20 protein-coding genes are annotated in these 22654 nt (G+C 68.8%); 16 read left to right on the top strand and 4 right to left on the bottom strand.

Features of this window, described 5'->3' with window-relative positions; translation table 11 throughout:
- Positions 1-4 precede the first annotated feature (4 nt).
- From sdhA to lpxK, 11 genes are all read left to right on the top strand, one after another.
- Positions 5-1792, top strand: coding sequence for a succinate dehydrogenase flavoprotein subunit (gene sdhA, locus QQA13_RS09535; RefSeq protein ID WP_108473077.1), 1788 nt, complete (start codon positions 5-7; stop codon positions 1790-1792).
- A gap of 21 nt (positions 1793-1813) precedes the next feature.
- Positions 1814-2596, top strand: coding sequence for a succinate dehydrogenase iron-sulfur subunit (locus tag QQA13_RS09530; protein WP_108473076.1), 783 nt, complete (start codon positions 1814-1816; stop codon positions 2594-2596).
- A 104-nt stretch (positions 2597-2700) separates the two neighbouring features.
- Entirely contained in the window at positions 2701-2949 is a 249-nt protein-coding gene (locus QQA13_RS09525) for a succinate dehydrogenase assembly factor 2 (protein ID WP_108473075.1), read from the top strand.
- The gene (locus tag QQA13_RS09520; protein ID WP_108473074.1) at positions 2921-3358 is read left to right on the top strand and encodes a protein YgfX; all 438 of its coding nucleotides are present in this window, start codon (positions 2921-2923) and stop codon (positions 3356-3358) included. Before QQA13_RS09525 ends, QQA13_RS09520 begins: the two co-directional genes overlap by 29 nt.
- 97 nt (positions 3359-3455) lie before the next feature.
- Positions 3456-4697, top strand: a complete 1242-nt coding sequence (locus QQA13_RS09515) for a lipoprotein-releasing ABC transporter permease subunit (RefSeq protein WP_108473073.1) — start codon at positions 3456-3458, stop codon at positions 4695-4697.
- On the top strand, positions 4690-5403 hold the full coding sequence (lolD, locus tag QQA13_RS09510) for a lipoprotein-releasing ABC transporter ATP-binding protein LolD (protein WP_234411396.1): 714 nt from the start codon (positions 4690-4692) through the stop codon (positions 5401-5403). The genes QQA13_RS09515 and lolD overlap by 8 nt, the downstream gene beginning before the upstream one ends.
- 236 nt (positions 5404-5639) lie before the next feature.
- Entirely contained in the window at positions 5640-7940 is a 2301-nt protein-coding gene (locus tag QQA13_RS09505) for a DNA internalization-related competence protein ComEC/Rec2 (RefSeq protein WP_108473071.1), read from the top strand.
- Between the two features lie 56 nt (positions 7941-7996).
- Complete coding sequence (locus QQA13_RS09500; RefSeq protein WP_108473070.1) at positions 7997-8704, top strand: MotA/TolQ/ExbB proton channel family protein; 708 nt, start codon at positions 7997-7999, stop codon at positions 8702-8704.
- Between the two features lie 9 nt (positions 8705-8713).
- Entirely contained in the window at positions 8714-9145 is a 432-nt protein-coding gene (locus QQA13_RS09495; protein ID WP_108473069.1) for an ExbD/TolR family protein, read from the top strand.
- Complete coding sequence (gene msbA, locus QQA13_RS09490; protein ID WP_108473068.1) at positions 9142-10926, top strand: lipid A export permease/ATP-binding protein MsbA; 1785 nt, start codon at positions 9142-9144, stop codon at positions 10924-10926. The genes QQA13_RS09495 and msbA overlap by 4 nt, the downstream gene beginning before the upstream one ends.
- Before the next feature lie 9 nt (positions 10927-10935).
- On the top strand, positions 10936-11937 hold the full coding sequence (lpxK, locus tag QQA13_RS09485; protein WP_108473067.1) for a tetraacyldisaccharide 4'-kinase: 1002 nt from the start codon (positions 10936-10938) through the stop codon (positions 11935-11937).
- On the opposite strand, the gene hutI is transcribed toward lpxK, so the two are convergent.
- The 3 genes from hutI to QQA13_RS09470 form a co-directional block, all read right to left on the bottom strand.
- Positions 11874-13136: an imidazolonepropionase gene (gene hutI / locus QQA13_RS09480; protein ID WP_108473066.1), complete on the bottom strand. Its 1263-nt coding sequence runs from the start codon at positions 13134-13136 to the stop codon at positions 11874-11876. The genes lpxK and hutI overlap by 64 nt on opposite strands.
- Before the next feature lie 15 nt (positions 13137-13151).
- A complete protein-coding gene (locus QQA13_RS09475) occupies positions 13152-14606 on the bottom strand; it encodes a chloride channel protein (RefSeq protein ID WP_108473065.1) in 1455 nt (484 codons plus the stop codon).
- 70 nt (positions 14607-14676) lie between these two features.
- Positions 14677-16236: a carbon-nitrogen hydrolase family protein gene (locus QQA13_RS09470; RefSeq protein ID WP_108473064.1), complete on the bottom strand. Its 1560-nt coding sequence runs from the start codon at positions 16234-16236 to the stop codon at positions 14677-14679.
- Positions 16237-16330: 94 nt separating this feature from the next.
- Between QQA13_RS09470 and QQA13_RS09465 the strand changes: the two genes are divergently transcribed.
- From QQA13_RS09465 to QQA13_RS09450, 4 genes are all read left to right on the top strand, one after another.
- Complete coding sequence (locus QQA13_RS09465; RefSeq protein WP_108473063.1) at positions 16331-17695, top strand: formimidoylglutamate deiminase; 1365 nt, start codon at positions 16331-16333, stop codon at positions 17693-17695.
- A 152-nt stretch (positions 17696-17847) separates the two neighbouring features.
- Positions 17848-18252: a DoxX family protein gene (locus QQA13_RS09460; RefSeq protein ID WP_108473062.1), complete on the top strand. Its 405-nt coding sequence runs from the start codon at positions 17848-17850 to the stop codon at positions 18250-18252.
- Between the two features lie 141 nt (positions 18253-18393).
- Positions 18394-19380 carry a DMT family transporter gene (locus QQA13_RS09455; RefSeq protein ID WP_108473061.1) on the top strand — a complete coding sequence of 329 codons (987 nt, stop codon included), beginning with the start codon at positions 18394-18396 and terminating at the stop codon, positions 19378-19380.
- A gap of 73 nt (positions 19381-19453) precedes the next feature.
- Positions 19454-20740 (top strand): MFS transporter, encoded by a 1287-nt coding sequence (locus QQA13_RS09450; RefSeq protein ID WP_234411395.1) that lies wholly within the window; start codon positions 19454-19456, stop codon positions 20738-20740.
- A 147-nt stretch (positions 20741-20887) separates the two neighbouring features.
- On the opposite strand, the gene QQA13_RS09445 is transcribed toward QQA13_RS09450, so the two are convergent.
- The gene (locus QQA13_RS09445; RefSeq protein ID WP_108473060.1) at positions 20888-22171 is read right to left on the bottom strand and encodes an ectonucleotide pyrophosphatase/phosphodiesterase; all 1284 of its coding nucleotides are present in this window, start codon (positions 22169-22171) and stop codon (positions 20888-20890) included.
- A 49-nt stretch (positions 22172-22220) separates the two neighbouring features.
- Here QQA13_RS09445 and QQA13_RS09440 point away from each other — a divergent pair, with 49 nt between their 5' ends.
- Positions 22221-22640, top strand: coding sequence for a hypothetical protein (locus QQA13_RS09440; RefSeq protein ID WP_234411394.1), 420 nt, complete (start codon positions 22221-22223; stop codon positions 22638-22640).
- Positions 22641-22654: the final 14 nt, after the last annotated feature.

Here is a 22654-nt window from a genome sequence, read left to right as displayed (position 1 = left end):
GACCGTGGAAAGCTACAAGATCCAGCAGCACAAGTACGACGTGGTGGTGGTCGGCGCCGGCGGCGCGGGCCTCCGTGCCACCTTCGGTCTGGCCGAGAAGGGGCTGAAGGCCGCCTGCATCACCAAGGTGTTCCCGACCCGCTCGCATACCGTGGCGGCGCAGGGCGGCATCGCCGCCGCGCTGGGCAACATGGGCGAGGACGACTGGCGCTTCCACTTCTACGACACCGTGAAGGGCGGCGACTGGCTGGGCGACCAGGACGCGATCGAGTACATGTGCAAGAACGCGCCGCAGTCGGTGATCGAACTGGAGCACTACGGCGTGCCGTTCTCGCGTACCGAGGACGGCCACATCTACCAGCGCCCGTTCGGCGGCATGACCACGCATTACGGCAAGGGCACCGCGCAGCGCACCTGCGCCGCGGCCGACCGCACCGGCCACGCGATCCTGCACACGCTGTACCAGCAGGCGCTGGCGCACGACGCCACGTTCTTCGTCGAATACTTCGCCACCGACCTGATCTTCGATGAGGAAGGCGTCTGCCGCGGCGTGCTGGCGCTGGACATGAACGAGGGCACGCTGCACGTGTTCCGCGGCCAGGCCGTGGTGCTGGCCACCGGCGGCTATGGCCGCGCCTACTTCAGCGCCACCTCGGCGCACACCTGCACCGGCGACGGCGGCGGCATGGTGCTGCGTGCCGGCCTGGCGTTGCAGGATCTGGAGTTCGTGCAGTTCCACCCCACCGGCATCTACGGCGCCGGCTGCCTGATCACCGAGGGCGTGCGTGGCGAGGGTGGCTACCTCACCAATTCCAAGGGCGAGCGCTTCATGGAGCGCTACGCGCCCAGCGCGAAGGACCTGGCTTCGCGCGACGTGGTCAGCCGCGCCATCACCATCGAGATCCGCGAAGGCCGCGGCGTGGGCGAGCACAAGGACCACGCCTTCCTCAACCTGATGCACCTCGGCCCCGAGGTGATCCACGAGCGCCTGCCGGGCATCGCCGAGTCGGCGCGCATCTTCGCCGGCGTGGACGTGACCCGCGAGCCGATCCCGATCCTGCCCACCGTGCACTACAACATGGGCGGCATCCCGACCAATTACCACGGCGAAGTGGTGCAGAAGAAGGGCGACGACGTCGACGCCGTGGTGCCGGGCCTGTTCGCGATCGGCGAAGCGGCCTGCGTATCGGTGCATGGCGGCAACCGCCTGGGCTCCAACTCGCTGCTCGACCTGGTGGTGTTTGGCCGCGCGGTGGCGCATCGCTGCGCCGAACTCATCCAGCCCGGTGCCGCGCACAAGGATCTGCCGGCCAGCGCGCTGGACAAGGCGCTGGCCCGCTTCGACGGCCTGCGCCACGCTGATGGCGAACTGCCCACCGCGCAGATCCGTCTCGACATGCAGCGCACCATGCAGGCCGACGCCGCGGTGTTCCGCACCGGCGAGACGCTGAAGGAAGGCTGCGCGAAGATCGACAAGGTGCACGCCTCGTTCCAGCAGGTGAAGGTCAGCGACCGTTCGCTGGTGTGGAACTCCGACCTGATCGAGACGCTGGAGCTGGCCAACCTGCTGGACCAGGCGGTGGGCACCATGCACTCGGCCGAGCAGCGTCCGGAGAGCCGCGGCGCCCATGCGCGCGAGGACTTCCCCGATCGCAACGACGCCGAGTGGATGAAACATACCCTGGTCAAGGTGGACGAGCACGGCAAGACCAGCTTCGACTACCGCCCGGTGCACATGTTCACCCTCTCCGACGAGGTCGAAGTGGTGCCGCCGAAGAAGCGCGTTTACTGATATCCGGACTGGAGAGCCACTGTGGCAGAGTTTTCGCTACCCAAGAATTCCAAGATCCAGCCGGGCAAGCACTACCCGGCGAAGGACGCGAAGAAGCCGCGTACCTTCCGCATCTATCGCTGGAGTCCGGACGACGACCAGAACCCGCGCATCGACACCTACGAGGTCGACCTGGCCGCGTGCGGGCCGATGGTTCTGGACGCGCTGCTGAAGATCAAGAACGAGATCGACCCCACGCTCACGCTGCGTCGCTCCTGCCGCGAAGGCATCTGCGGCTCGTGCGCCATGAACATCGACGGCACCAACACGCTGGCCTGCATCTGCGCGATCGACAAGGTGGCGTCGGGCGACGTGAAGATCTACCCGTTGCCGCACATGCCGGTGGTGAAGGATCTGGTGCCCGACCTCACCCATTTCTACGCCCAGTACGCCTCGATCAAGCCGTGGATCCGCACGCAGAGCGCGGTGCCCGACAAGGAACGCCTGCAGTCGCCGGAAGACCGCAAGAAGCTCGACGGCCTGTACGAATGCATCCTGTGCGCGTGCTGCTCCACCAGTTGCCCCAGCTACTGGTGGAACGGCGACAAGTACCTCGGCCCGGCGATCCTGCTGCAGGCCTACCGCTGGATCGTCGACTCACGCGACGAAACCACCGGCGACCGACTGGACGACCTGGAAGACCCGTTCAAGCTGTATCGCTGCCACACCATCATGAACTGCACGCGCACCTGCCCGAAGGGCCTCAACCCGGCCAAGGCGATCGCGGAGATCAAGAAGCTGATGGTGGAGCGGCGCTCGGTCTGACCGCCCTGCCAAAGTTCCGCACGTGACAGGCCGCCATGTGCGGCCTGTCACGTTCTGGTGCAACGGCTACACTCCGCCTTCATGGACAACGACCGAGCCTCGTGATGGATGAAGCACGCATCAAGCGCCTGCGCTGGCGCACCCGCCGCGGCACGCGCGAACTGGATGCGCTGTTCGGCGGCTGGCTGGACGAATGCTTCGCCGATGCGGACGAAGCGCGCCGGCAGGCGTTCGACGAGCTGCTCGACGTGCAGGACCCGGACCTGTGGGACTGGGTGATGGGTCATGCGCGTCCGCAGCGGGCGGACTGGCAGGCGATCATCGATGACATCCGCACCCGCCATCGGCTTTGAATACCGGCCGTCGCGATGGTTGCGGCGGACCCTGGTGCTGGTCGCCGCACTGGCGTTGCTCGCGGTGGCGCTGAGTGCGTTGCCGATGTGGCTGAAGCTGCTGCTGGCGGTGCTCGTGCTGCTGGCCACGTGGCATGCGCTTCGCCGCCTGGCCGCGGGTCCGGTCGTGGCGGCTGGCTGGGGCGCCGACGACGCCTGGACGCTGCGCATGCGCAACCACGATGACATGGCTGCCACGCTGGCCTCGTCCCGCGTGCTCGGCGCGTTCGTGCTGCTGCGCCTGCGGACGGCGGAGCGTGGCATGCAGGTGCTGCTGCTGGCGCCGGACAACAGCGACGCGGACATCCGCCGGCGCCTGCGCATGCGCCTGGCCACGATCCAGCCGGGTGAGGCATTGCCGCGGCTGTGACCGTCCGGCAACTTTGCCGCCGCAGCACGGTCCGAGCGAATGCCCGATAATGGGCGACCGGGCGGCCCGCCCTGCGATTCCCACCAGCGACCCGCCCATGTTCCGACCGCTCGAACTCTTCATCGGCCTGCGCTATACCCGTGCCAAACGGCGCAACCAGTTCATCTCCTTCATCTCCACCGTATCGATCGTGTGCATCGCGATCAGCGTGATCGCGCTGATCACGGTGATGTCGGTGATGAACGGCTTCGACTACCAGATGCGCTCACGCATCCTCGGCGCGATCTCGCATGCCACCGTGTCCGGCATCGGCGAGAGCGTGCAGGACTGGCCGCGCGCACTCAAGATCGCCGAGGCCAACCCGCACGTGCTGGGCGCCGCACCGTACGTGGAGAGCGAGGCGATGCTGCTGGCACGGCGCTCCAGCGGCGCGCTGGTGCGCGGCATCGAGCCGGCGCAGGAGCCAAAGGTCGTCGACATCGACAGGCACATGCTCGACGGCAAGCTCGCCGACTTGACTCCCGGCAGCTGGAACATCGTGCTGGGCCGTGAACTGGCGATGACGCTGGGTGTCAGCGTGGGCGACCGCGTCACCATGGCGGTGCAGCAGTTGCGCGCCACGCCGATGGGCAGCGTGCCGCGCATGCGCGTCTTCCACGTGGTGGGCACCTTCGAGCTGGGCATGGAGCAGTTCGACTCCGGCCTGGCGCTGGTCAACATGAGCGACGCCGAGAAGCTCAACGACTTGAGCGGCCCCACCGGCATCCGCTTGAAGCTCGACGACCTGTTCAACGCCCGCCCGGTCGCACGCGAACTGGCCGACCAGTTGGGCCAGGTCTACCGCGTGCAGACCTGGATGGACACCAACGCAAACCTGTTCGCCGCGCTGTCGATGGAAAAGATGGTGATGTTCATCATCCTGTCGCTGATCATCCTGGTCGCCGTGATCAACCTGATCTCGATGCTGATGATGCTGGTCACCGACAAGCAGGCCGACATCGCGATCCTGCGCACGCTGGGTGCCACCCCGCGCAGCATCATGGGCATGTTCATGGTGCAGGGCGTGCTGGTGGGTTTCGTCGGCATCGGTTTCGGCGTGGGCTTCGGCTCGCTGCTGTCCTGGAAGCTGCCGGGCATCATCAAGTGGATCGAGCACACCTTCCACGTCACCTTCCTGTCGCCGGACGTCTACTACATCAGCGAGGTGCCCAGCCGGCTCGACTGGCACGACGTGGGCTGGACTGCGCTGCTGACCTTCGCGTTCTCGCTGCTGGCCACCCTCTATCCCGCGTGGCGCGCCTCGCGCACGCAGCCGGCGCAGGCGCTGCGTTATGAATAAGACCATCATGAAACCCGCCACCGAACACGTGCTGCGCGCCAGTGGCGTCGCCAAGACCTACGCCGAAGGCGGCTTGCGCACCGACGTGCTGAGTAACGTCAGCTTCACCCTGAAGCGCGGCGAGACGATGGCGATTGTCGGCGCCTCCGGCTCGGGCAAGAGCACCTTGCTGCACATCATCGGCGGGCTGGATACGCTGACCGCCGGCGAAGTGGAAGTGGACGGCCGCGTGCTGTCGAAGCTGTCCGACGCCGAGCGCGGCCGCGTGCGCAACCGCTCGCTCGGCTTCATCTACCAGTTCCACCACCTGCTGCCCGAGTTCACCGCGCTGGAGAACGTGTGCATGCCGCTGCTGATCCGCGGCACGGCGATCGCCGAGGCGCAGAAGCAGGCCGCGGCCTTGCTGGAACGTGTCGGGCTGGGCGGGCGCACGCATCACAAGCCGTCCGAACTTTCCGGCGGCGAACGCCAGCGCTGCGCGGTGGCGCGCGCGCTGGTGACGCGGCCGGCCTGCGTGCTCGGCGACGAGCCCACCGGCAACCTCGACGAGGGCAACGCCGCGCAGGTCTATGCGCTGATGCTGGAGCTCAACCGCGAGATCGGCACCAGCTTCGTGCTGGTCACCCACGACCCGCACCTCGCGGCGAAGATGGACCGCACCCTGGTGCTGCACAACGGCGTGCTGCAGGAAAGCGCGAACGCCTGACGCTCCGCTCCTCCCCCTGCATGCAGGGGGAGGTTGGGTGGGGTAGTCCGAGCTTGCGGCAAGACGGCAAGATCAAGAGCCACCCCTCCCTGATCCGCCCCTGCTGCGCAGGGGAGGGAACCCATCCTGACGGGTTCGGCAAGTCGCCCGGGCGTGCGCCTACACATTTTTCATCTTCACCGCTGCGGCCGCCGCGCTAGGCTCGCACTCTTCCAGGATGGAATGAGGCGCGCGGCATGACGCGAATGACGGCAGTCACGGCAGCCCTGGCCTTGCTGGCTGGCGTGCTGCTGGTGCAGTGGCTGCCGCAACTGCCGCCGTACTGGTGCCTGGCCCTGTCGCTGTTGGTGGCCGGCGTGCTGGCCTGGTGCTGCCCATGCTGGCGCTGGCTGGCCTGGCTGCTGTTCGGCATGGTGTGGGCGGCCTGGCATGGCGGCCTCGCGATGGATGCGCGGTTGCCGCGGGCGCTGGAAGGGCGTGACCTGGTGGCCATCGGCACGATCGCCGACCTGCCGCTGGCGCATCCGGACGCCAGCCGCTTCACGCTGCAGGTGGAACAGGCCATGCTGGATGGCCAGCCAGTCGCGTTGCGTGGACGCGTCACGGTGGCCTGGTACGAGGATGCGCCGCCGCTGCGGCCGTGTTCGCGCTGGCGACTGTCGCTGCGCCTGAAGCGGCCGCGCGGGCTGCTCGATCCCGGTGGCGCTGACAGTGAACGTTCGGCGCTGGAGCGTGGCATCGTCGCCACCGGTTACGTGCGCGACGATCCGGACAATGCGGCGCTGGCCGGCGCGCGCTGGTGCATCGATGGGGTGCGTGACGCGGTGGCCCGCGGCATCGCGGCACGGGTGCGTGACCGGCACGACGCAGCACTGCTGCAGGCATTCACGGTTGGCGACACACGCGGCTTGCAGCAGCGCGACTGGGCCGTGGCGCGCGCAAACGGGGTGTCGCACCTGATCGCGATTTCCGGCTTCCACGTCGGCGTGGCGGCGGTGTTCGGGGTGTGGCTGGCCTGGCTGGCCTACGTACTGTGGCCGCGGCTGGGCCTGTGGTGGCCGCGGCCGCAGGTGCAGGCTGCGGCGGCGCTACTAGTGGCCGCGCTGTACAGCGCGCTGGCCGGCTTCGGCCTGCCTACGGTACGCACCTTGTTGATGATCGCGGTGGTGGCGCTGGCGCGCTGTAGCCGGCGCGGCAGCAGCGGCGCGCAGTCGCTGGCGCTGGCGCTGATCGCGATCCTGCTGGCCGATCCGCTGGCGGTGCTGGCGGCAGGGTTCTGGCTGTCGTTCGTGGGCGTGGCGTTCCTGATGCTGTGCCTGCAGTCGCGCGGGCGTGGCTTGCGCGCGTTCCTGCACGAACTGACCGCCGGGCAATTGTTGATGACGGTGGCCCTGCTGCCGCTGACCTTGTGGTTCTTCGGCCAGGCCTCGCTGGTGGGCGCGTTGTCGAACCTGGTCGCGGTGCCGGTGGTCAGCTTCGTGATCGTGCCGTGCGCCTTGCTCGGCATGCTGCTGCTGGGCCTGTGCCCGCCGCTGGCCGCGCCGGTGCTGTGGCTGGCCGCACGGATCGCGCATGCGCAATGGTGGCTGCTGGAGCAGATGGCGAGCTGGCCCGGTGCACAGTGGTATCTGCCCGCGGTGCAGGCGCACGCGCTGCTGCTGGCCGTGCTCGGCGCATTGTGGCTGTTCCTGCCGCGCGGCGTGCCGCTGCGCTGGCTTGGCCTGCTGTTGTTCCTGCCATTGCTGTGGCCGCCGAATCCGTCGCCGCCGGAGGGCGCGTTCAAGGTATGGGTGCTCGACGTGGGGCAGGGCCTGTCGGTGCTGCTGCGTACCCGCGACCACGTGCTGGTGTATGACGCTGGTGCGCGTTACCCGTCCGGCTTCGACCTGGGCGAGGCGGTGGTGTTGCCGTCGATCCACGCGCTGGGCATCGGCCGGCTGGACATGCTGATGGTCAGCCACGGCGACAACGACCACGCCGGTGGCGCCGAAGCGGTGGCGAACGCATTCCCGCAGGCGCAACGCTATGCGGGCGAGCCATCGCGAGTACGTGTGCCGATGCAGCAGTGCGTGGCTGGCCAGGCATGGCAGTGGGATGGCGTGAGCTTTCGCATGCTGAACCCGACCCGCGGCGCGGGCGACCGCGACAACGACAGTTCCTGCGTGTTGCTGGTCGAGGGCCGTGGCGGGCGCCTGTTGTTGACCGGCGACATCAGCTCCGCGGTGGAGCCGCTGGTGGCGGTGGCACTCGGCCCCGGCCCGGCACCGGTGCTGCTGGTGCCACACCATGGCAGCCGGACTTCGTCCAGCGCCGCTTTCATCGCCGCCGTGCGACCCCGGCTGGCGGTGGTGTCGGCGGGCTGGCACAACCGCTTCGGCCACCCCAGGCCGGAGGTGATGGCGCGCTACGCCGATGCCCACGTGCCGGTGTTCGATACGGCCCGGGAAGGCGCGATCCCGCTGGATTTTCCCGCCGACGCGCCACCGCGGCGCGAGCCGGGCTGGCGCCAGCGGCAGGCACGCTACTGGCGCGAGTGACCGGGCCGGCGGGGAATGCCACGCATGCAGCAGTACCGCGGGGCGAGACTGCTATCATGCGCGCTTCCTGTCGGGTCGCGCGTTGGGGTCGAAAAGTGCTGGAAATCCTGTTGGCTGGTGGTTGGGCGTTGGCACCCATCCTGATCTGCTCGGCGATTGCCCTGGCGATCGTGCTGGAGCGCTGCTGGACCCTGCGCCGCAAGTCGGTGCTGCCACCGGGCCTGGGCGACGAAGTGCGCCAGTGGGCGCGCTCCGGCCAGCTCGATCCGAAGCATGTCGAGGCGCTGGCAAACGGTTCGCCGCTGGGCGAACTGCTGGCCGCTGCGCTGACCGTGCGCCGGCAGTCGCGCGATATCATCAAGGAGCGCATCGAGGATACCGGCCGGCATGTGGTGCACCGGATGGAGCGCTACCTCAACACACTGGGCACGATCGCGCTGATCGGCCCGCTGCTGGGCCTGTTCGGCACCGTGATCGGTCTGATCCGCATGTTCATGGACGTGATGGCCGGCGGTATCGGCGATCCGGCGAAGATGGCCGGCGGCATCGGCGAGGCGCTGATCTGCACCGCGGCAGGCCTGACCGTGGCGATTCCCGCCTACGTGCTGCACCGCTACTTCCGCTCGCGCGTGACCGGTTACCGCATAGAGATGGAAAAGCAGGCCACCGCGCTGCTCGACGACCTGACGCTGACCCCGAGTCCTGCCGCGGCGCCGGCGCGGCCGCGGCGCGCGGCGGTGCCGACTGCACCGAGCGCGGGCTGAGGCGCACCGATGCGTATCGGCAACGACCGCCGCGGTGACGAGTTCGAGATCAACGTGATCCCGTTGATCGACGTGCTGCTGACCCTGCTAATGTTCTTCGTGCTGACCAGTACCTTCATCCAGCACTCGCGCCTGCAGGTGACCCTGCCGCAGGCGAGCACGCAGGATCGGGACATGAACGCCCCGACGCTGACGGTGATGATCGACCGCGATGGCCGCTTCTACGTGGGCAGCGACGAGGTGATGGGCGAGGGCATCGAGGCGCTGAAGCAGACCATCGCGCGCAATGCGGGCGCCGAGCGCGAGCGCCAGGTGACGATCCGTGCCGATGCGAACACGCCGCACCAGGACGTGGTCACCGCGATGGACGCGCTGGGCCAGCTCGGCTTCACCCGGCTGTCGATCGCCACCACGCCGAGCAAGCCGGGCAGCGCTCGGTGAGCACCAGCAAGACTGGTGTGTGGGATGCCGAGAGTCGGCGCGTCTACAAGCGCCTGCTTGGCTACACCCGGCCTTACTGGGCGGTGGGCCTGATCGCACTGGTCGGCATGGCGGTGGACGGCGGCGGCCTGGCGGTTTTCACCAACCTGCTCAGGCCGATGTTCGACGAGCTGTTCCTGAACAAGGATCCATACCTGATTTTCTGGATGCCGATCTGGATCCTGGCCATCTTTGCGATTCGCGGCATCGGCACTTTCGTCAGCAGCTACGGCATCTCCTACATTGGGCGCAACATCGTGCAGGCCATACAGCACGACGTGTTTGCGTCCTACCTGCGCCTGCCGGCGACCTTCTTCGGCCGCGAGCCGTCCGGTCAGCAGATTTCCCGCATCACCTACACCAGCGAACAGGTCGCCTCGGCCTCGACCGATGCGGTGAAGATCGCGGTGACCGAAGGCGTCACCGTGATCGGCATGTTCTACGTGATGTTGCACAACAGTGCCTACCTCACGCTGGCGCTGCTGGTAATGATCCCGGCGATCATGCTGATCGCCACCGTGGTCAGCCGGCGTTACCGGCAGATCAGCCGGCGCATTCAGGGCATGATGGGGTCGGTCACCGGTACGGTGGAGGAATCGGTCGGTGCCCATCGCGAGGTGCGCATCTACGGCGGCCAGCAGCATGAAGCGGCCCGTTTCGACGAGGTCACCCATCGCGCGCGCCGACTCAACCTGAAGATCGCGGCAACCAATGCCAGCTCGAGCACCGCGATCCAGACGGTGGCGGCGTTTGCGCTCGCGGTGCTGGTGTTCCTGGGCACGCGACCGGGCGTCATCGACCAGATTTCTTCCGGCGTTTTCATCGCCGTGCTCACCGCGATGGGCGCCATGATGCCGTCGCTGAAGCGTCTGGCCACCGTGCAGGCGAACATCCAGCGCGGGATCTCCGCGGCGGAGGACCTGTTCGAGGTCATCGACTTGCCGCCGGAAACCGACCAGGGTTCGCGCGAGCTGGTGCGCACGCGTGGCGACCTGCGTTTCGAGGATGTACGCCTGACTTACCCGAGCAATGATTTCGAAGCCCTGCGCGGTGTCGACCTGGATTGCGCCCCCGGCACGGTGACCGCCTTGGTCGGCCGCTCCGGCAGCGGCAAGAGCAGCCTGGTCAGCCTGCTGCCGCGTTTCTACGCGCCCAGCGCCGGCCGCATCGTGCTTGATGGCGAGGACTATCAGGATTACACACTGGCCTCGCTGCGCCGCCAGATCGCCTGGGTCGGGCAAAGCGTGGTGCTGTTCGACGACACCGTGGCCAACAACATCGCCTACGGTGAGCTGGCCGGCGCCAGCGAGGCGGACATCGTGGCCGCCGCCGAGGCGGCCAATGCGATGGAGTTCATCGCGCGCCTGCCGCAAGGCATCCACACGCCGATCGGGCAGAGCGGCAACACGTTGTCCGGCGGCCAGCGCCAGCGCATCGCGATCGCCCGCGCGATCCTGAAGAACGCGCCGATCCTGGTGCTGGACGAGGCGACCAGCGCGCTCGACACCGAATCGGAACAGCTGATCCAGCAGGCACTGCAGCGCCTGATGCGCGACCGCACCACGCTGGTGATCGCACATCGCCTGTCCACCATCGAAGGCGCCGACCAGATCGCGGTGATGGAGCAGGGCCGCATCATCGAGCGCGGCACGCACGCCGAGCTGATCGCGCTGGACGGCCAGTACGCCGCATTGCACCGGATGCAGTTCCACGACCACGCCGCGAATCTCGGCAGCGACTGAGGGCCGCCCGTGGCGCTGATCGACACGCTCGAATCAGCCTGGTACGGCAACGGCCGGGTACCGTGGTGGGCGCCACCGCTGGCAGCGCTTTATGGCGTCGTGACCCGTCTGCGCGGTGGCCTCTACCGTAGCGGCATCCTGCGCAGCGTGCGCTTGCCTGCGCCAGTGGTGGTGATCGGTAACCTCAGCGTCGGCGGCACCGGCAAGACGCCGCTGACGATCGCGCTGGCCGGTGCCCTGCGTGCACGCGGTTACCGGCCTGGCGTGGTCAGCCGCGGCTACGGCGGTAGCCAGCGTGAACCGCTGTTGCTCGGCGACGCGCCGGACCCGGCACAGGTCGGCGACGAACCCTGTCTGATCCACGCCAGCGGCGTGCCGGTGGCGGTAGGGCACGACCGGCCGGCGGCGGCACGACTGCTGCTGGACGCCGGCTGCGATGTGCTGGTCGCCGACGACGGCCTGCAGCACTATCGCCTGGCGCGCGACGTGGAAATCTGCGTGATCGACGGCACCCGCCGCTTTGGCAACCGTCGGCTGCTGCCGGCCGGGCCATTGCGCGAACCGTTGAGCCGTTTGCAGCGCGTCGACCTGCGCGTCTGCAATGGCGGCGTGGCCGAGCCGGGCGAGTACCCGATGCAACTGCGCGGCGGCGACGTGATCGCGCTGGACGACGGCCGCACGCAGGCACTGGCCGGTTTCAGCGGACAGCGTGTCCATGCAGTGGCGGCGATCGGCAACCCGCGGCGTTTCTTCGACAGCCTGCGCGCCGCTGGCATCGAGGTGATCGAGCATGCCTTCGCCGATCATCATGGTTTCATGCCGACCGACCTGGATTTCGCCGATGGCCTGCCGTTGCTGATGACCGACAAGGACGCGGTCAAATGCCGGCGTTTCGCCCGGCCAGGCTGGTGGCGGGTGCCGGTGCAGGCGTACTTGCCGGCGGCGTTTTACGAGGCGCTGGGCGAGCGCCTGGACGGTTTGCGCCGCGAAACCGGTTCGCCCGCCACGTAGACCCTGCGGGCCAGGTTTCCACCGATCCAGTAGCACAGTTCGGCCGGCTGGCGCGCGTTCCACACCACCAGGTCGGCGCGCTGGCCAACCGCCAGCGTGCCGCGGTCGTCGAGGCCAAGCGCGCGCGCGGCGTTCACGGTCACTCCGCGCAGCGCTTCCTCCGGTGTCAGCCGGAACAAGGTGCAGGCCATTCCGGCAGCCAGCCGCAACGACAGCAGTGGCGAGGTGCCGGGATTGCAGTCGGTGGCGACGGCGATCGGCACGCGGTGTTCGCGCAGCGCCGCAATCGGCGGCAGCTGCGTTTCGCGCAGCGCGTAGAACGCGCCGGGCAGCAGTACCGCGACGGTGCCGACCGCGGCCATCGCCGCGATGCCGGCTTCGCTCAGGTGCTCCAGGTGGTCGGCGGAAAGGCCGCCGTACTCGGCGACCAGCGCGGCGCCGCCGAGGTCGGACAACTGCTCGGCGTGCAATTTCACCGGCAGGCCGAGCTGCCTTGCGCGTTCGAACACGCGGCGGGTTTCCTCGCGGCTGAAGCCGATGCCTTCGCAGAACGCATCGACCGCATCGACGAGTTTTTCGGCGGCCAGCGCGGGCAGCATGTCGTCGCAGACCAGCGCCACATAGTCGTCGCGCCGGTCGCAGTATTCCGGCGGCAGTGCATGCAGGCCGAGGAAGCTGGTGCGTACGCCGATGCCCAACTCGCGGCCGAGCCGTCGCGCCACCCGCAGCATGCGGCGTTCGCTGTCGAGATCCAGCCCGTAGCCGGACTTGATCTCCAGCGTGGTCACGCCGTCGGCCAGCAACGCCCGGGCGCGCGGCAGCGATTGCGCGAACAGCTGTTCCTCGCTGGCGGCGCGGGTGGCGTTGACGCTGGAGACGATGCCGCCGCCGGCGCGGGCGATCTCCTCGTAGCTGGCGCCGTTGAGGCGCAGCTCGAACTCGTGCGCGCGGTCGCCGCCGAACACCAGATGGGTGTGGCAGTCGACCAGCCCCGGCGTGACCAGGGCGCCGTCCAGCGACTCCACCGTGGCGGCGAGACTGGCCGGAGCCTCCGGCAGTTCGTCCTGCCGGCCGACCCAGGCGATGCGGCCGTGGTGCAGCGCGATCGCGCCGTGCGCGATCAGGCCATAGGGTTCGTCGCCGGCAAACGTGGCCAGCGTGGCGTTCAGCAGCAGGCGGTCCCAGCGGGGTTCGGTCATTGCTTCATTCTTCCGTCATGGCTGGCTGGAGCGTGCCCGGTCCGCCGGCGCGGCAGGTTCGGTGTAGGCGCTGGTTTCGCCGGCGGCGGGCAGCGCCTCGGCGGACGCCTGGTCGGCGGGCGTGGCCTGTTGCTGCTCGAAGTCGCGCACCATGCGCTCGGCGAAATCGCGATACACCGGCGTGGGGCAGAACAGCGACGACGCGGCACGCGCCAGCAGGCAGGCGGCCATGATCGGGATCACCATGTCCTGGTTGTCGGTCAGTTCCATCGCGATCACCGCCGAGGTCAGCGGCGCGCCGGTGACGCCGGCCAGGTAGGCGCTCATGCCCAGCAGGACCACCGCCGCGGCGGGTGCGCCGGGCAGGAAGTGCGCGATGTTCTGGCCCAGCCCGGCGCCGACCGCCAGCGCCGGCGAGAAGATGCCGCCGGGGATGCCGGCCCAGTACGAGACCACGTTGGCGACGAGCTTGGCGATGCCGAAACCCTGGTCCGGCATGCTGGCCGCCCCCTGCACGATCGCGCGGGCCTGGTCGTAGCCGGTGCCGTAGACGCTGCCGTGAGTGCACACGCCGAGCAGCGCCAGCGCCAGGCCGCAACCCACGGCGAACCACACCGGCCAGCGCGCACGCAGGCGGCCGACCTGCGCCAGCGGACCGTGCCGGCTGAGCAGGATCAGCCGCGCGAACAGCCCGCCGAGCAGGCCGCAGACCACGCCAGTCAGCAGCACCGCGAGCCAGGCGTGGCCCAGCGGCAGGCTGGCCTCGACTTCGCCGAAGTACGAGTAGTTGCCCATAATGCCCAGCGAAACCACGCCGCCGATGATCACCGCGGTCAGCAGCAGGCCGCTGAAGCGGTGCTCGAAGGTACCGGCCAGTTCCTCGATCGCGAACACCACGCCGGCCAGCGGCGTGTTGAACGCCGCCGCGATGCCGGCGGCGCCGCCGGCCAGGATGAAGCGCGAGGCGGCCTTGGGATCGGTGAAGCCGAAGCGCCGGCCCAACGCGTGGAACAGACCCGCGCTGACGTGCACGGTCGGCCCCTCGCGGCCGATCGAGGCGCCCACCGCCAGCGCGAGCAGGGTCATCACCATCTTGCCGGCGGCGATCGGCAGCGCCAGCATGCGCGCGCGAAAACCGGCGTCCTCCACGTGCAGCGTGGCGATCACCTGCGGGATGCCGCTGCCGCGGGTGGCGCGCAGGCGTCCTTCGGTGGCCCAGGCGAGCAGGCCGAACACCAGCGGGGTGAGGATCAGCGGGATCCAGCTGCCGTGGCCGAGGACGCGCAGGAACAGGTGGTAGGACCAGGTGCTGGCCTTGGCGAACAGGATCGCCGCCAGCGCCACCAGCACCGCGCCGGACCACAGCACCAGCCGGCGTTTCCAGTGGTGTGGCGCGAAGAACTCGTGCCCTAGCAGCGCCTGCAGGCGCGGATTGGACGATTTCGATACGGGGTCGGGCGACTCGGGCATCTTGCGATTATCGCAGACTCGCTGCGGATGGTATCTGGCAGTGCCCGCCCTGCGAACCGGAGGCGTGCGTTCAGTGCGGCCGCCAGCGCGTCTCGTACAGGTCGAAGCGGCGATCCTTGAGGTTGGTCACCGCGCCGGCGTTGCGTGCGCGAGCCAGGCTTTCCAGGCGCAGGTCGGCGAACAGCACGGTCTCGATGTTCGGGGTGGAGTCAGCGGCGATGCCGTCGCGCGCGAACGGGAAGTCGCTCGGCGTGAGGATGCAGCTCTGGCCGTACTGGATGTCGAAGTTGTTCACCCCCGGCAGGTTGCCCACGTTGCCCGACATCACCACGTAGCACTGGTTCTCGATCGCCCGCGCCTGCGCGCAGTAGCGCACGCGCAGGTAGCCTTCGCGCACGTCGGTGCAGAACGGCACGAACAGGATCAGCGCGCCCTGGTCGGTGAGGTAGCGCGCCACCTCGGGAAACTCCGCGTCGTAGCAGATCATCACCCCGATCGGGCCGCAGTCGGTCTGCACGGTGGCCGCGCTGTCGCCGCCGGCGATGTTCCACACGTTGCGCTCGCTCGGCGTGGGGTGAAGCTTCTCGCGCTCGTGCAGCGAGCCGTCGCGCAGGCACACGTAGCAGACGTTGTGGATGTCGCCGTTGGCCTGCTCGGTCGGATGGGTGCCGGCGATGATGTTGATGTTGTAATGGACGGCCAGACGGCTGAACAGCTCCTTCACCTGTGGCGTGTAGTGGCTGAGCTTGCGGATCGACTCCACCGGCGACAGCTCGGTGTTCTCGATCGACAGCAGCTGCAGCGTGATCAGTTCGGGGAAGGTGACGAAGTCGGCGCCGTAGTCGGCGGCGATGTCGGTGAAGTACTCGACCTGGGTGGCGAATTCCTCGAACGAGGCGATCCGCCGCTGCTGGTACTGCACCGAAGCCACCCGCACCGAATCGGGCAGCAGCCGCGCCGAGGTGATCGGCGGGATGTCGGGCTGGTCGAGCAGTTGCGGGTTGCGCCAGACCAGGTGCACGGCATAGCCCAGCGATTCATGGTCGGAAGGCACGTAGGCGCGTAACACACCGATTACCTCGAAATCGTTGGCCAGCTGGAAGCTCAGCGTCTGGTCGCGGCGCTTGCCTTCCACCACCGCCTGCACGTAGGCCTCGGCGCTGCCATAGCGCTGGATGTTCCGCGCCAGCCCCGGGATGCGCCCGCCGAACACGATGCCGCGCAGCTTGAGATCCATGCACAGGCGCTTGCGCGCCCGGTACAGCCGCTGGCCGATGCGCATGCCGCGGTAGTCCGGGTGCACCACGACTTCCATGCCGTACAGCCAGTTGCCGTCCGGCTTGTGCCGCGAGCCCATGCCGCCGCCGGTGACCTGCATCCAGGTGTGGGCGCCGAGCGCGGTGGCCTCGTCAATGCGGAAGGTGGCGCAGTAGCCCGCGATCGCACCTTCGTACTCGACCACGAACTGACCTTCCGGGAAGTGCGTCTGCTGCGAGCGCAGCATCTCGGCGGAGTGGCCCCACTCGGGCGTGTAGACGCGCGCGGTGAGTTCGACCAAGGCCGGCACGTCGGCCGGGGTGGCCTGGCGCAGCCGCAGTTTCGGGGTGTTTTCGCTGGTTTTTCGGGCCATCGGGCGATTATGCCCGGCCCGGCGGTGAGGGCAGGTGAAAGCGGTTTCACCGGGCCGGTTACACTGCGCGGCATCGCGCACGGGAGCCAGACCAATGAGTGACAGCACTGCCATTGCCCACTTCAAGGCCGATCAGCTGTGGCGGGCAGGCGGCTGGCAGGCCGGCGCGACGCTGGGCGTGGCTGCCGACGGGCACCTGCTGGCGCCGGCGGACACGACCGCCAAGCCGCTGGGCCGCTGGGTGTTGCCGGGCATGCCGAACCTGCACTCGCATGCGTTCCAGCGCGCGATGGCCGGGCTGGCCGAGCGGCGGGGGAAGGCCGACGACAGCTTCTGGAGCTGGCGCGAGACGATGTACGCGTTCGCCGCCACGATCGGTCCGGACGAACTGCAGGCGATCGCCGCCCAGCTCTACGTGGAGATGCTCAAGGCCGGCTACACCAGCGTCTGCGAGTTCCACTACCTGCACCACCAGCCGGATGGCATGCCGTACGCGCAGCCTGAGGCGATGTCGCTGGCACTGATCGAGGCGGCGCGCGAGGCCGGCATCGGCCTGACCCTGCTGCCCGTGCTGTACATCAGCGGTGGCTTCGACGGTCGTGCGCTGAGTGCGCGCCAGCGCCGCTTCGGCCATGCCGTGGAGGCCTGGCTGCGCCTGCTGGAGACGCTGCGCCGGCAGCAGAACGAAGACGTCAGCGTGGGCATCGCGCTGCACTCGCTGCGCGCGGTGCCGGAGCCGGCGTTGCGCGAGGTGCTGGCCAGCGAGCTGGCGGCCAGCGGGCCGATCCACCTGCACATCGCCGAGCAGGTCGGCGAGGTACAGGACTGCCTGGCCACCCGCGGCGCGCGGCCGCTGGAATGGCTGTTCGAGCATGCCGCGGTCGACCCACGCTGGTGCCTGGTGCACGCCACCCACCTGACCGCGGCGGAGACCGCGCAGCTGGCGCGCAGCGGCGCCGTGGCCGGGTTGTGCCCGACCACCGAGGCGAACCTGGGCGACGGCCTGTTCCCGCTGGCCGATTACCTGGACGCCGGCGGCACGCTTGGCATCGGCTCGGACTCGCACATCTCGATCTCGCCGGTGGAGGAACTGCGCTGGCTGGAATACGGCCAGCGCCTTTCGACCCGCCACCGCAACATCGCCGCGCGGCACGAGGGCGACAGCGTGGGCGAGACGCTGTGGCGCGCCGCGCTGCGTGGCGGCGCCCAGGCTTCGGGCCGACCGGTCGGCGAACTGTGCGAGGGCGCGCGCGCCGATCTCATCGTGCTGGACGACAGCTCGCCGCTGCTCGCCGCGCGCGATGCGCGTTCGCTGCTGGACAGCTTCCTGTTCGCCGGCAACACGCCGCTGGTGCGCGACGTGATGGTCGGCGGGCGCTGGCAGGTGCGCGGTTTCCGCCATCGCGACGAGGAGCGCATCGCGGCGCGTTATCGCGGTGTAGTATCACGGCTGCGTTGATCCACGCCGGTTCATCTGCGGGAGCCTGCTGGCAGGTGACCCTTCACGGTTTCCTGCCAGAGGCATCGCCCGCCAGTGGACTTCCACGGCGACAGTCAGCGTGTCGAAGGGGTGTCTGATTTTCTCAACGAGTCAGTCAAGGGGGAGTTGCCATGCAAGGTTCCACCGATCTGGGCAAGTTGGTGCTTCGCGTCGTACTGGGTGTGCTGATCCTGTTCCATGGGGTGTCCAAGCTGATGCACGGGCCTGGCTACATCATCGGCGTGGTGACCGGTGCCGGCCTGCCGTCGTTCATCGCCTATGGGGTGTACGTGGGCGAGGTGGTGGCGCCGCTGCTGCTGCTGGCCGGGTACTGGACGCGGGTAGGCGGGCTGATCATCGTGATCAACATGCTGGTGGCGATCGGGCTGGTGCATATGGGCCAGCTCGCCACGCTGGCCGATACCGGCGGCTGGGCGCTGGAACTGCAGGGCATGTTCCTCGGCACCGCATTGGCGATCATGCTGCTCGGCGCCGGCCGTTACAGCCTCGGCGGCAGCAACGGCCGCTGGAACTGAGCGGCTTTCCATCCGCCATCGCTTGACCGGAACGCCCACCGGCAACGGCGGGCGTTCCGCATGCGCTCATGCAGTCGCGACCGGATGCTTCGCCGGCGCGGCGCGATTTGCCACACTCGATCCTTTGCCCGATAGCGCCGCATGCGTACGAATGCCCTTGCCGCGACAGGACTGGCGCTGTGCTCGGCGCTGTTTTTCACGCTGACCTACGTGCTCAACCGCGGCATCGTTGCCGGCGGCGGGCATTGGGCGTGGGCGGTGATCCTGCGCTACCTGATCACCTTGCCGCTGCTGGCGATGGTGCTGCCGTTGCAGGGCGGGCTGGGCGAACTGCCGCGCGAGCTGCGCCGGCACGCCCGGCCGTGGCTGCTGTGGAGCAGCATGGGTTTCGTGCTGTTCGGCGTGCCGCTGACCTGGGCGGCCAGCAGCGGGCCGTCGTGGCTGGTCGCCGGCAGCTTCCAGACCACCGTGCTGGCCGGGCCGCTGCTGGCGCCGCTGATCTATCGCGACGAACGGCGCCGGCTGGCCTGGCGCACGCTGGCGCTCGGTGCGCTGATCGTGGTCGGCGTGTTCGCACTGCAATGGGGCCATGCGCAGGGGCAATTGCGCGCTGGTGACTGGCTGGCGATCGGTGCGGTGGTGTTGTCCGCGTTCGCCTATCCACTGGGCAACCGCAAGCTGCTGCTGCACCTGGAACATTGCGACAGCCGGCTCAACGCGGTGCAGCGGGTGTTCGGCATGACCTTGTGCAGCTGGCCGCTGTGGCTGGTGTTCGCGCTGGTCGCGTGGTTCACGATCGGTCCGCCGACGTGGCGTGAGGCGCTGCTGGCTGCTGGCGTGGCGCTGTCCTCGGGCACCATCGCCACGATCCTGTTCTTCCGCGCCACCGACATGGTGCGCAGCGAACCTACCGCACTGGCCGCAGTGGAGGCGATGCAGGCAGCCGAGCTGCTGTTCGCCACGCTGCTCGGCGCATGGTTCCTCGGCGAGGCCTGGCCGCACGGCTACGCCGCGATCGGCGCGCTGGCGATCGTCGTCGGCATCGCGCTGTTCGGCTGGTCCAGCGGGCGCGGCGCGGCGGGGCACGACGAGGAAGTTCGCGCGCTGCGTGGCGACCGCAGCGCCTGAGCTGCGGGAGCGTCATCCATCGTTCGGCCGTCTCGCTCTATCCTTGCCGGGTTGAGCCACCAGGGTGAGCGAAATGAAGCGTGACGCGGAGCCGGAAGCGGCAGGGCCATTGGAAGCCGAAGCGCTGGCGCCGTACATCCACCACGGGACGCCGGCGTTCCGGCAGACCAACCTGGCGCTGTTCGCCGCCGGCTTCGCCACGTTCGGGCTGCTGTACTGCGTGCAGCCGCTGATGCCGGAGTTCAGTCGGCACTATGGGGTCAGCGAGGCGGGTGCGGCGCTGTCGCTGTCGCTGACCACCGGCGTGCTCGCGTTCGCGATGCTGTTCGCCGGCGGTGTGTCCGACGCGTGGGGGCGCAAGCCGGTGATGGTGGCCTCGCTGCTGGCTTCGGCGTTGCTGGTGCTGGTCACCGCGGTGATGCCGGACTGGACCGCGCTGCTGGCCGTACGCACCTTGCTGGGACTGACCTTGAGTGGCCTGCCGGCGGTGGCGATGACCTATCTCGGCGAGGAAATGGACACCGAGTCGATCGGCCTGGGCATGGGCCTGTACATCAGCGGCAGCGCGGTCGGCGGCATGGGCGGGCGGTTGATCAGCGGCGTGCTGGCCGATTTCTTCGGCTGGCGCATCGGCGTGGCGGTGGTCGGTGTGATCGGCGTGCTGGCCGCACTGGTGTTCTGGCGCGCGCTGCCGCCGTCGCGGCATTTCACGGCGCAGCCGTTGCGCTGGCGCGCGCTGCTGGGGCGCTTCGCCGGCATGTTCCGCGACCGCGGCCTGCCGTGGCTGTTCGTCGAGGGTTTCCTGCTGCTCGGCGCGTTCGTCACCGTCTACAACTACCTGGGCTACCGGCTGATGGCGCCGCCGTACAAGCTGAGCCAGGCGGTGGTCGGGCTGATCTTCGGCATCTATCTGATCGGCACATTCAGCTCGGCGTGGATGGGCCACCTGGCCGGCCAGCTCGGGCGGCGCAAGGTGTTGTGGACCGCGTTCGCGCTGATGCTGGCCGGCGTGGCGCTGACCATGACGCGGCCGTTGCCACTGATCATGCTGGGCATCGTGGCGATCACGTTCGGCTTCTTCGGCGGCCACTCCATCGTCAGCAGCTGGGTCGGTCGGCGCGCCGGCGCGGCGAAGGCGCAGGCCGCCTCGGTTTACCTGTTCTGCTACTACATGGGTTCCAGCATCGCCGGCGCCAGCGGCGGGCTGTTCTACGCGTCGCATGGCTGGAGCGGGGTGGCGCTGTTCGTCGGCCTGCTGGTGCTGGCCGGTCTGCTGGTCGCGCTGCGGCTGTTCCGCCTGCCGCCGCTGGTCAACGTGGCGACGCCGCCCACGCCGATGAGCCGAGGCGCGATGCCGTAGGGTCTGCACTACTCCTCCCCCTGCTCGCAGGGGGAGGTCGGCGACCGAAGGGAGTCCTTCAGGTGAGGGGTAAAGCTCTTGATCTGAGGTCCGGGCAAGAAGCACCCCACCCCAACCCTCCCCTGCGCGCAGGGGAGGGAGAAAGGCTCAGCGCGCGGCGGGTTTCAGCATGTCCTTCACCGCCGCGTAGTCGCCGTCGTTCGCGGCGGCGGGGACGCCGAGCAGGTGGGTCATCAACGGATAGACGTCCACATTCGGGAACGCCGACACCTTCGCGCCAACACGGAACGCCGGGCCATGCGCCACGAACAGCGCCTGCATCAGCGGCTCGGCGTTGTCGTAGCCGTGCTCGCCCAGGCTCAACCGGCCTTTGCGTTTCGCTGCGTAGTCGCTGGTGGTGATGCGCCAGTGCACGTTCGCCAGGCACAGCAGCTGCGGCACGCGCGGGTTTTTGCCGTAGGCCAGTCGCGCCGGCACGCGGGTCTTGTCCCAGCACTGCATGTGCGGGTGCGGCTGCTCCAGGGTCTGCTCGACCTTCGCGAAATCGGCGCGCGCCTCCGCGCTGTCCGACGTCGGGTTGAAGCCGGCCAGGATGCCCATGCTCACCGTTTGCACGCGGTCGAGCGGGACCAGCTGGTCGATCATCACGCTGTTCGCTTCCGGCACGCCGGCCATGCCGTGGTCGGACAGCACGATCAGGTTGATGCGGTCGAACAGGCCGCGCTGCTTCAGCCCCGCGACCAGCCGCGCCAGCGCCGCGTCGGTCTCGCGCAGCGCAGCGTTCACCTGCGGCGCGTCCGGTCCGTAGAGATGGCCGGCGTGATCGACCGCATCGAAGTACAGGGTGAGGAAGCCGGGCCGTTCGGCCGCCGGCAGATCCAGCCAGGCCAGCACCTGGTCCACCCGCTGGTCGGCCGTCACGCTGCCGTCGAACGGCTTCCAGTAATCCGGGTGATGGCCGTGGATATCCGCCTCCGAGCCGGGCCAGAACATGGTGGCGGTGCGCAGGCCATGCCGGTCGGCGGTCTCCCAGATCGGCGTGCCCTCGGCCCACCAGCGGCCGTCGCTGACCGCCTTGCGGCTGCTCAGCGAGAACTTGCCCAGCTGCGGGTCGAACATCGTGTTGTTGACCACGCCGTGATGGTCCGGAGTGAGGCCGGTGACGATCGTGTAGTGGTTCGGGAACGTCAGCGACGGGAACGCCGGCTGCATCGACGCGGCTTGCACGCCGCCTTGCGCCAGCATCGCCAGGGTCGGGCTGAGCCCGCGCTGCAGGTAGTCGGGGCGGTAGCCGTCGATCGAGATCAGCAGCAGCGGTACGGGTCTGCCGGACGCGGCGGTGGTGGCTGCAGGTGTGGTGGGGTGTTGCGTGGCGCAGCCGAAGCAGAATGCTGCCAGCGAGCACAGCAGCAGGCGAAACAGGATTTTCATGCGGGGGACCTTACGATGTATTCAAACCATCCCTGCATGATCGCGCACCATGATGACCATTACACGCCACGCCTGGTATTCCCCGTTGCTGCGCACGCTGTTGACGGGTGTGCTGGCGCTTGTCCCGCTGGGCGCCGTCTGTGCCTGGCAACAGTCCGGCACGCAGCCGGCGACCCGGCCGGTGTCGCCGAGCGTGCGCTTCCAGCAGGATGCGCAACAGCAGCAGGTGCGCGACGAACTGCAAAAGAGCCAGCTGCAGCAGCAGTTGCATCAGGGTGTGTCGGACAACGCGAAACGTCCGGCGGCGAATGACGCCCGCGCCCAGCGCCAGCTCGACCAGGCCGACCAGGCACAACGCGAGCGCGATCGGGTCCGGCAGCAGGATCTGCTCGACCGCGAGCGCGACACGCCCGATCTGCCGCGGGTGGTGCCGCAGGCGTTGCCGGCGGCGTCGCGCAGCGGCGGTTGACGTTCAAGCGGGCG

The organism is Rhodanobacter thiooxydans, from assembly GCF_030291135.1.
In the GTDB taxonomy this organism is placed as follows: Bacteria; Pseudomonadota; Gammaproteobacteria; order Xanthomonadales; family Rhodanobacteraceae; genus Rhodanobacter; species Rhodanobacter thiooxydans_A.
This window is presented reverse-complemented; position numbering and strand designations above follow the sequence as displayed.

Excerpts from the sequence above, each read along its gene's own strand:
- QQA13_RS09525 (WP_108473075.1), top strand. The coding sequence starts at position 2,701 with ATGGATGAAGCACGCATCAAGCGCCTGCGCTGGCGCACCCGCCGCGGC.
- QQA13_RS09520 (WP_108473074.1), top strand. The coding sequence starts at position 2,921 with ATGACATCCGCACCCGCCATCGGCTTTGAATACCGGCCGTCGCGATGG.
- QQA13_RS09515 (WP_108473073.1), top strand. The coding sequence starts at position 3,456 with ATGTTCCGACCGCTCGAACTCTTCATCGGCCTGCGCTATACCCGTGCC.
- lolD (WP_234411396.1), top strand. The coding sequence starts at position 4,690 with ATGAATAAGACCATCATGAAACCCGCCACCGAACACGTGCTGCGCGCC.
- QQA13_RS09505 (WP_108473071.1), top strand. The coding sequence starts at position 5,640 with ATGACGCGAATGACGGCAGTCACGGCAGCCCTGGCCTTGCTGGCTGGC.
- QQA13_RS09500 (WP_108473070.1), top strand. The coding sequence starts at position 7,997 with ATGCGCGCTTCCTGTCGGGTCGCGCGTTGGGGTCGAAAAGTGCTGGAA.
- QQA13_RS09495 (WP_108473069.1), top strand. The coding sequence starts at position 8,714 with ATGCGTATCGGCAACGACCGCCGCGGTGACGAGTTCGAGATCAACGTG.
- hutI (WP_108473066.1), bottom strand. The coding sequence starts at position 13,136 with ATGACCGAACCCCGCTGGGACCGCCTGCTGCTGAACGCCACGCTGGCC.
- QQA13_RS09475 (WP_108473065.1), bottom strand. The coding sequence starts at position 14,606 with ATGCCCGAGTCGCCCGACCCCGTATCGAAATCGTCCAATCCGCGCCTG.
- QQA13_RS09470 (WP_108473064.1), bottom strand. The coding sequence starts at position 16,236 with ATGGCCCGAAAAACCAGCGAAAACACCCCGAAACTGCGGCTGCGCCAG.
- QQA13_RS09465 (WP_108473063.1), top strand. The coding sequence starts at position 16,331 with ATGAGTGACAGCACTGCCATTGCCCACTTCAAGGCCGATCAGCTGTGG.
- QQA13_RS09460 (WP_108473062.1), top strand. The coding sequence starts at position 17,848 with ATGCAAGGTTCCACCGATCTGGGCAAGTTGGTGCTTCGCGTCGTACTG.
- QQA13_RS09455 (WP_108473061.1), top strand. The coding sequence starts at position 18,394 with ATGCGTACGAATGCCCTTGCCGCGACAGGACTGGCGCTGTGCTCGGCG.
- QQA13_RS09450 (WP_234411395.1), top strand. The coding sequence starts at position 19,454 with ATGAAGCGTGACGCGGAGCCGGAAGCGGCAGGGCCATTGGAAGCCGAA.
- QQA13_RS09445 (WP_108473060.1), bottom strand. The coding sequence starts at position 22,171 with ATGAAAATCCTGTTTCGCCTGCTGCTGTGCTCGCTGGCAGCATTCTGC.
- QQA13_RS09440 (WP_234411394.1), top strand. The coding sequence starts at position 22,221 with ATGATGACCATTACACGCCACGCCTGGTATTCCCCGTTGCTGCGCACG.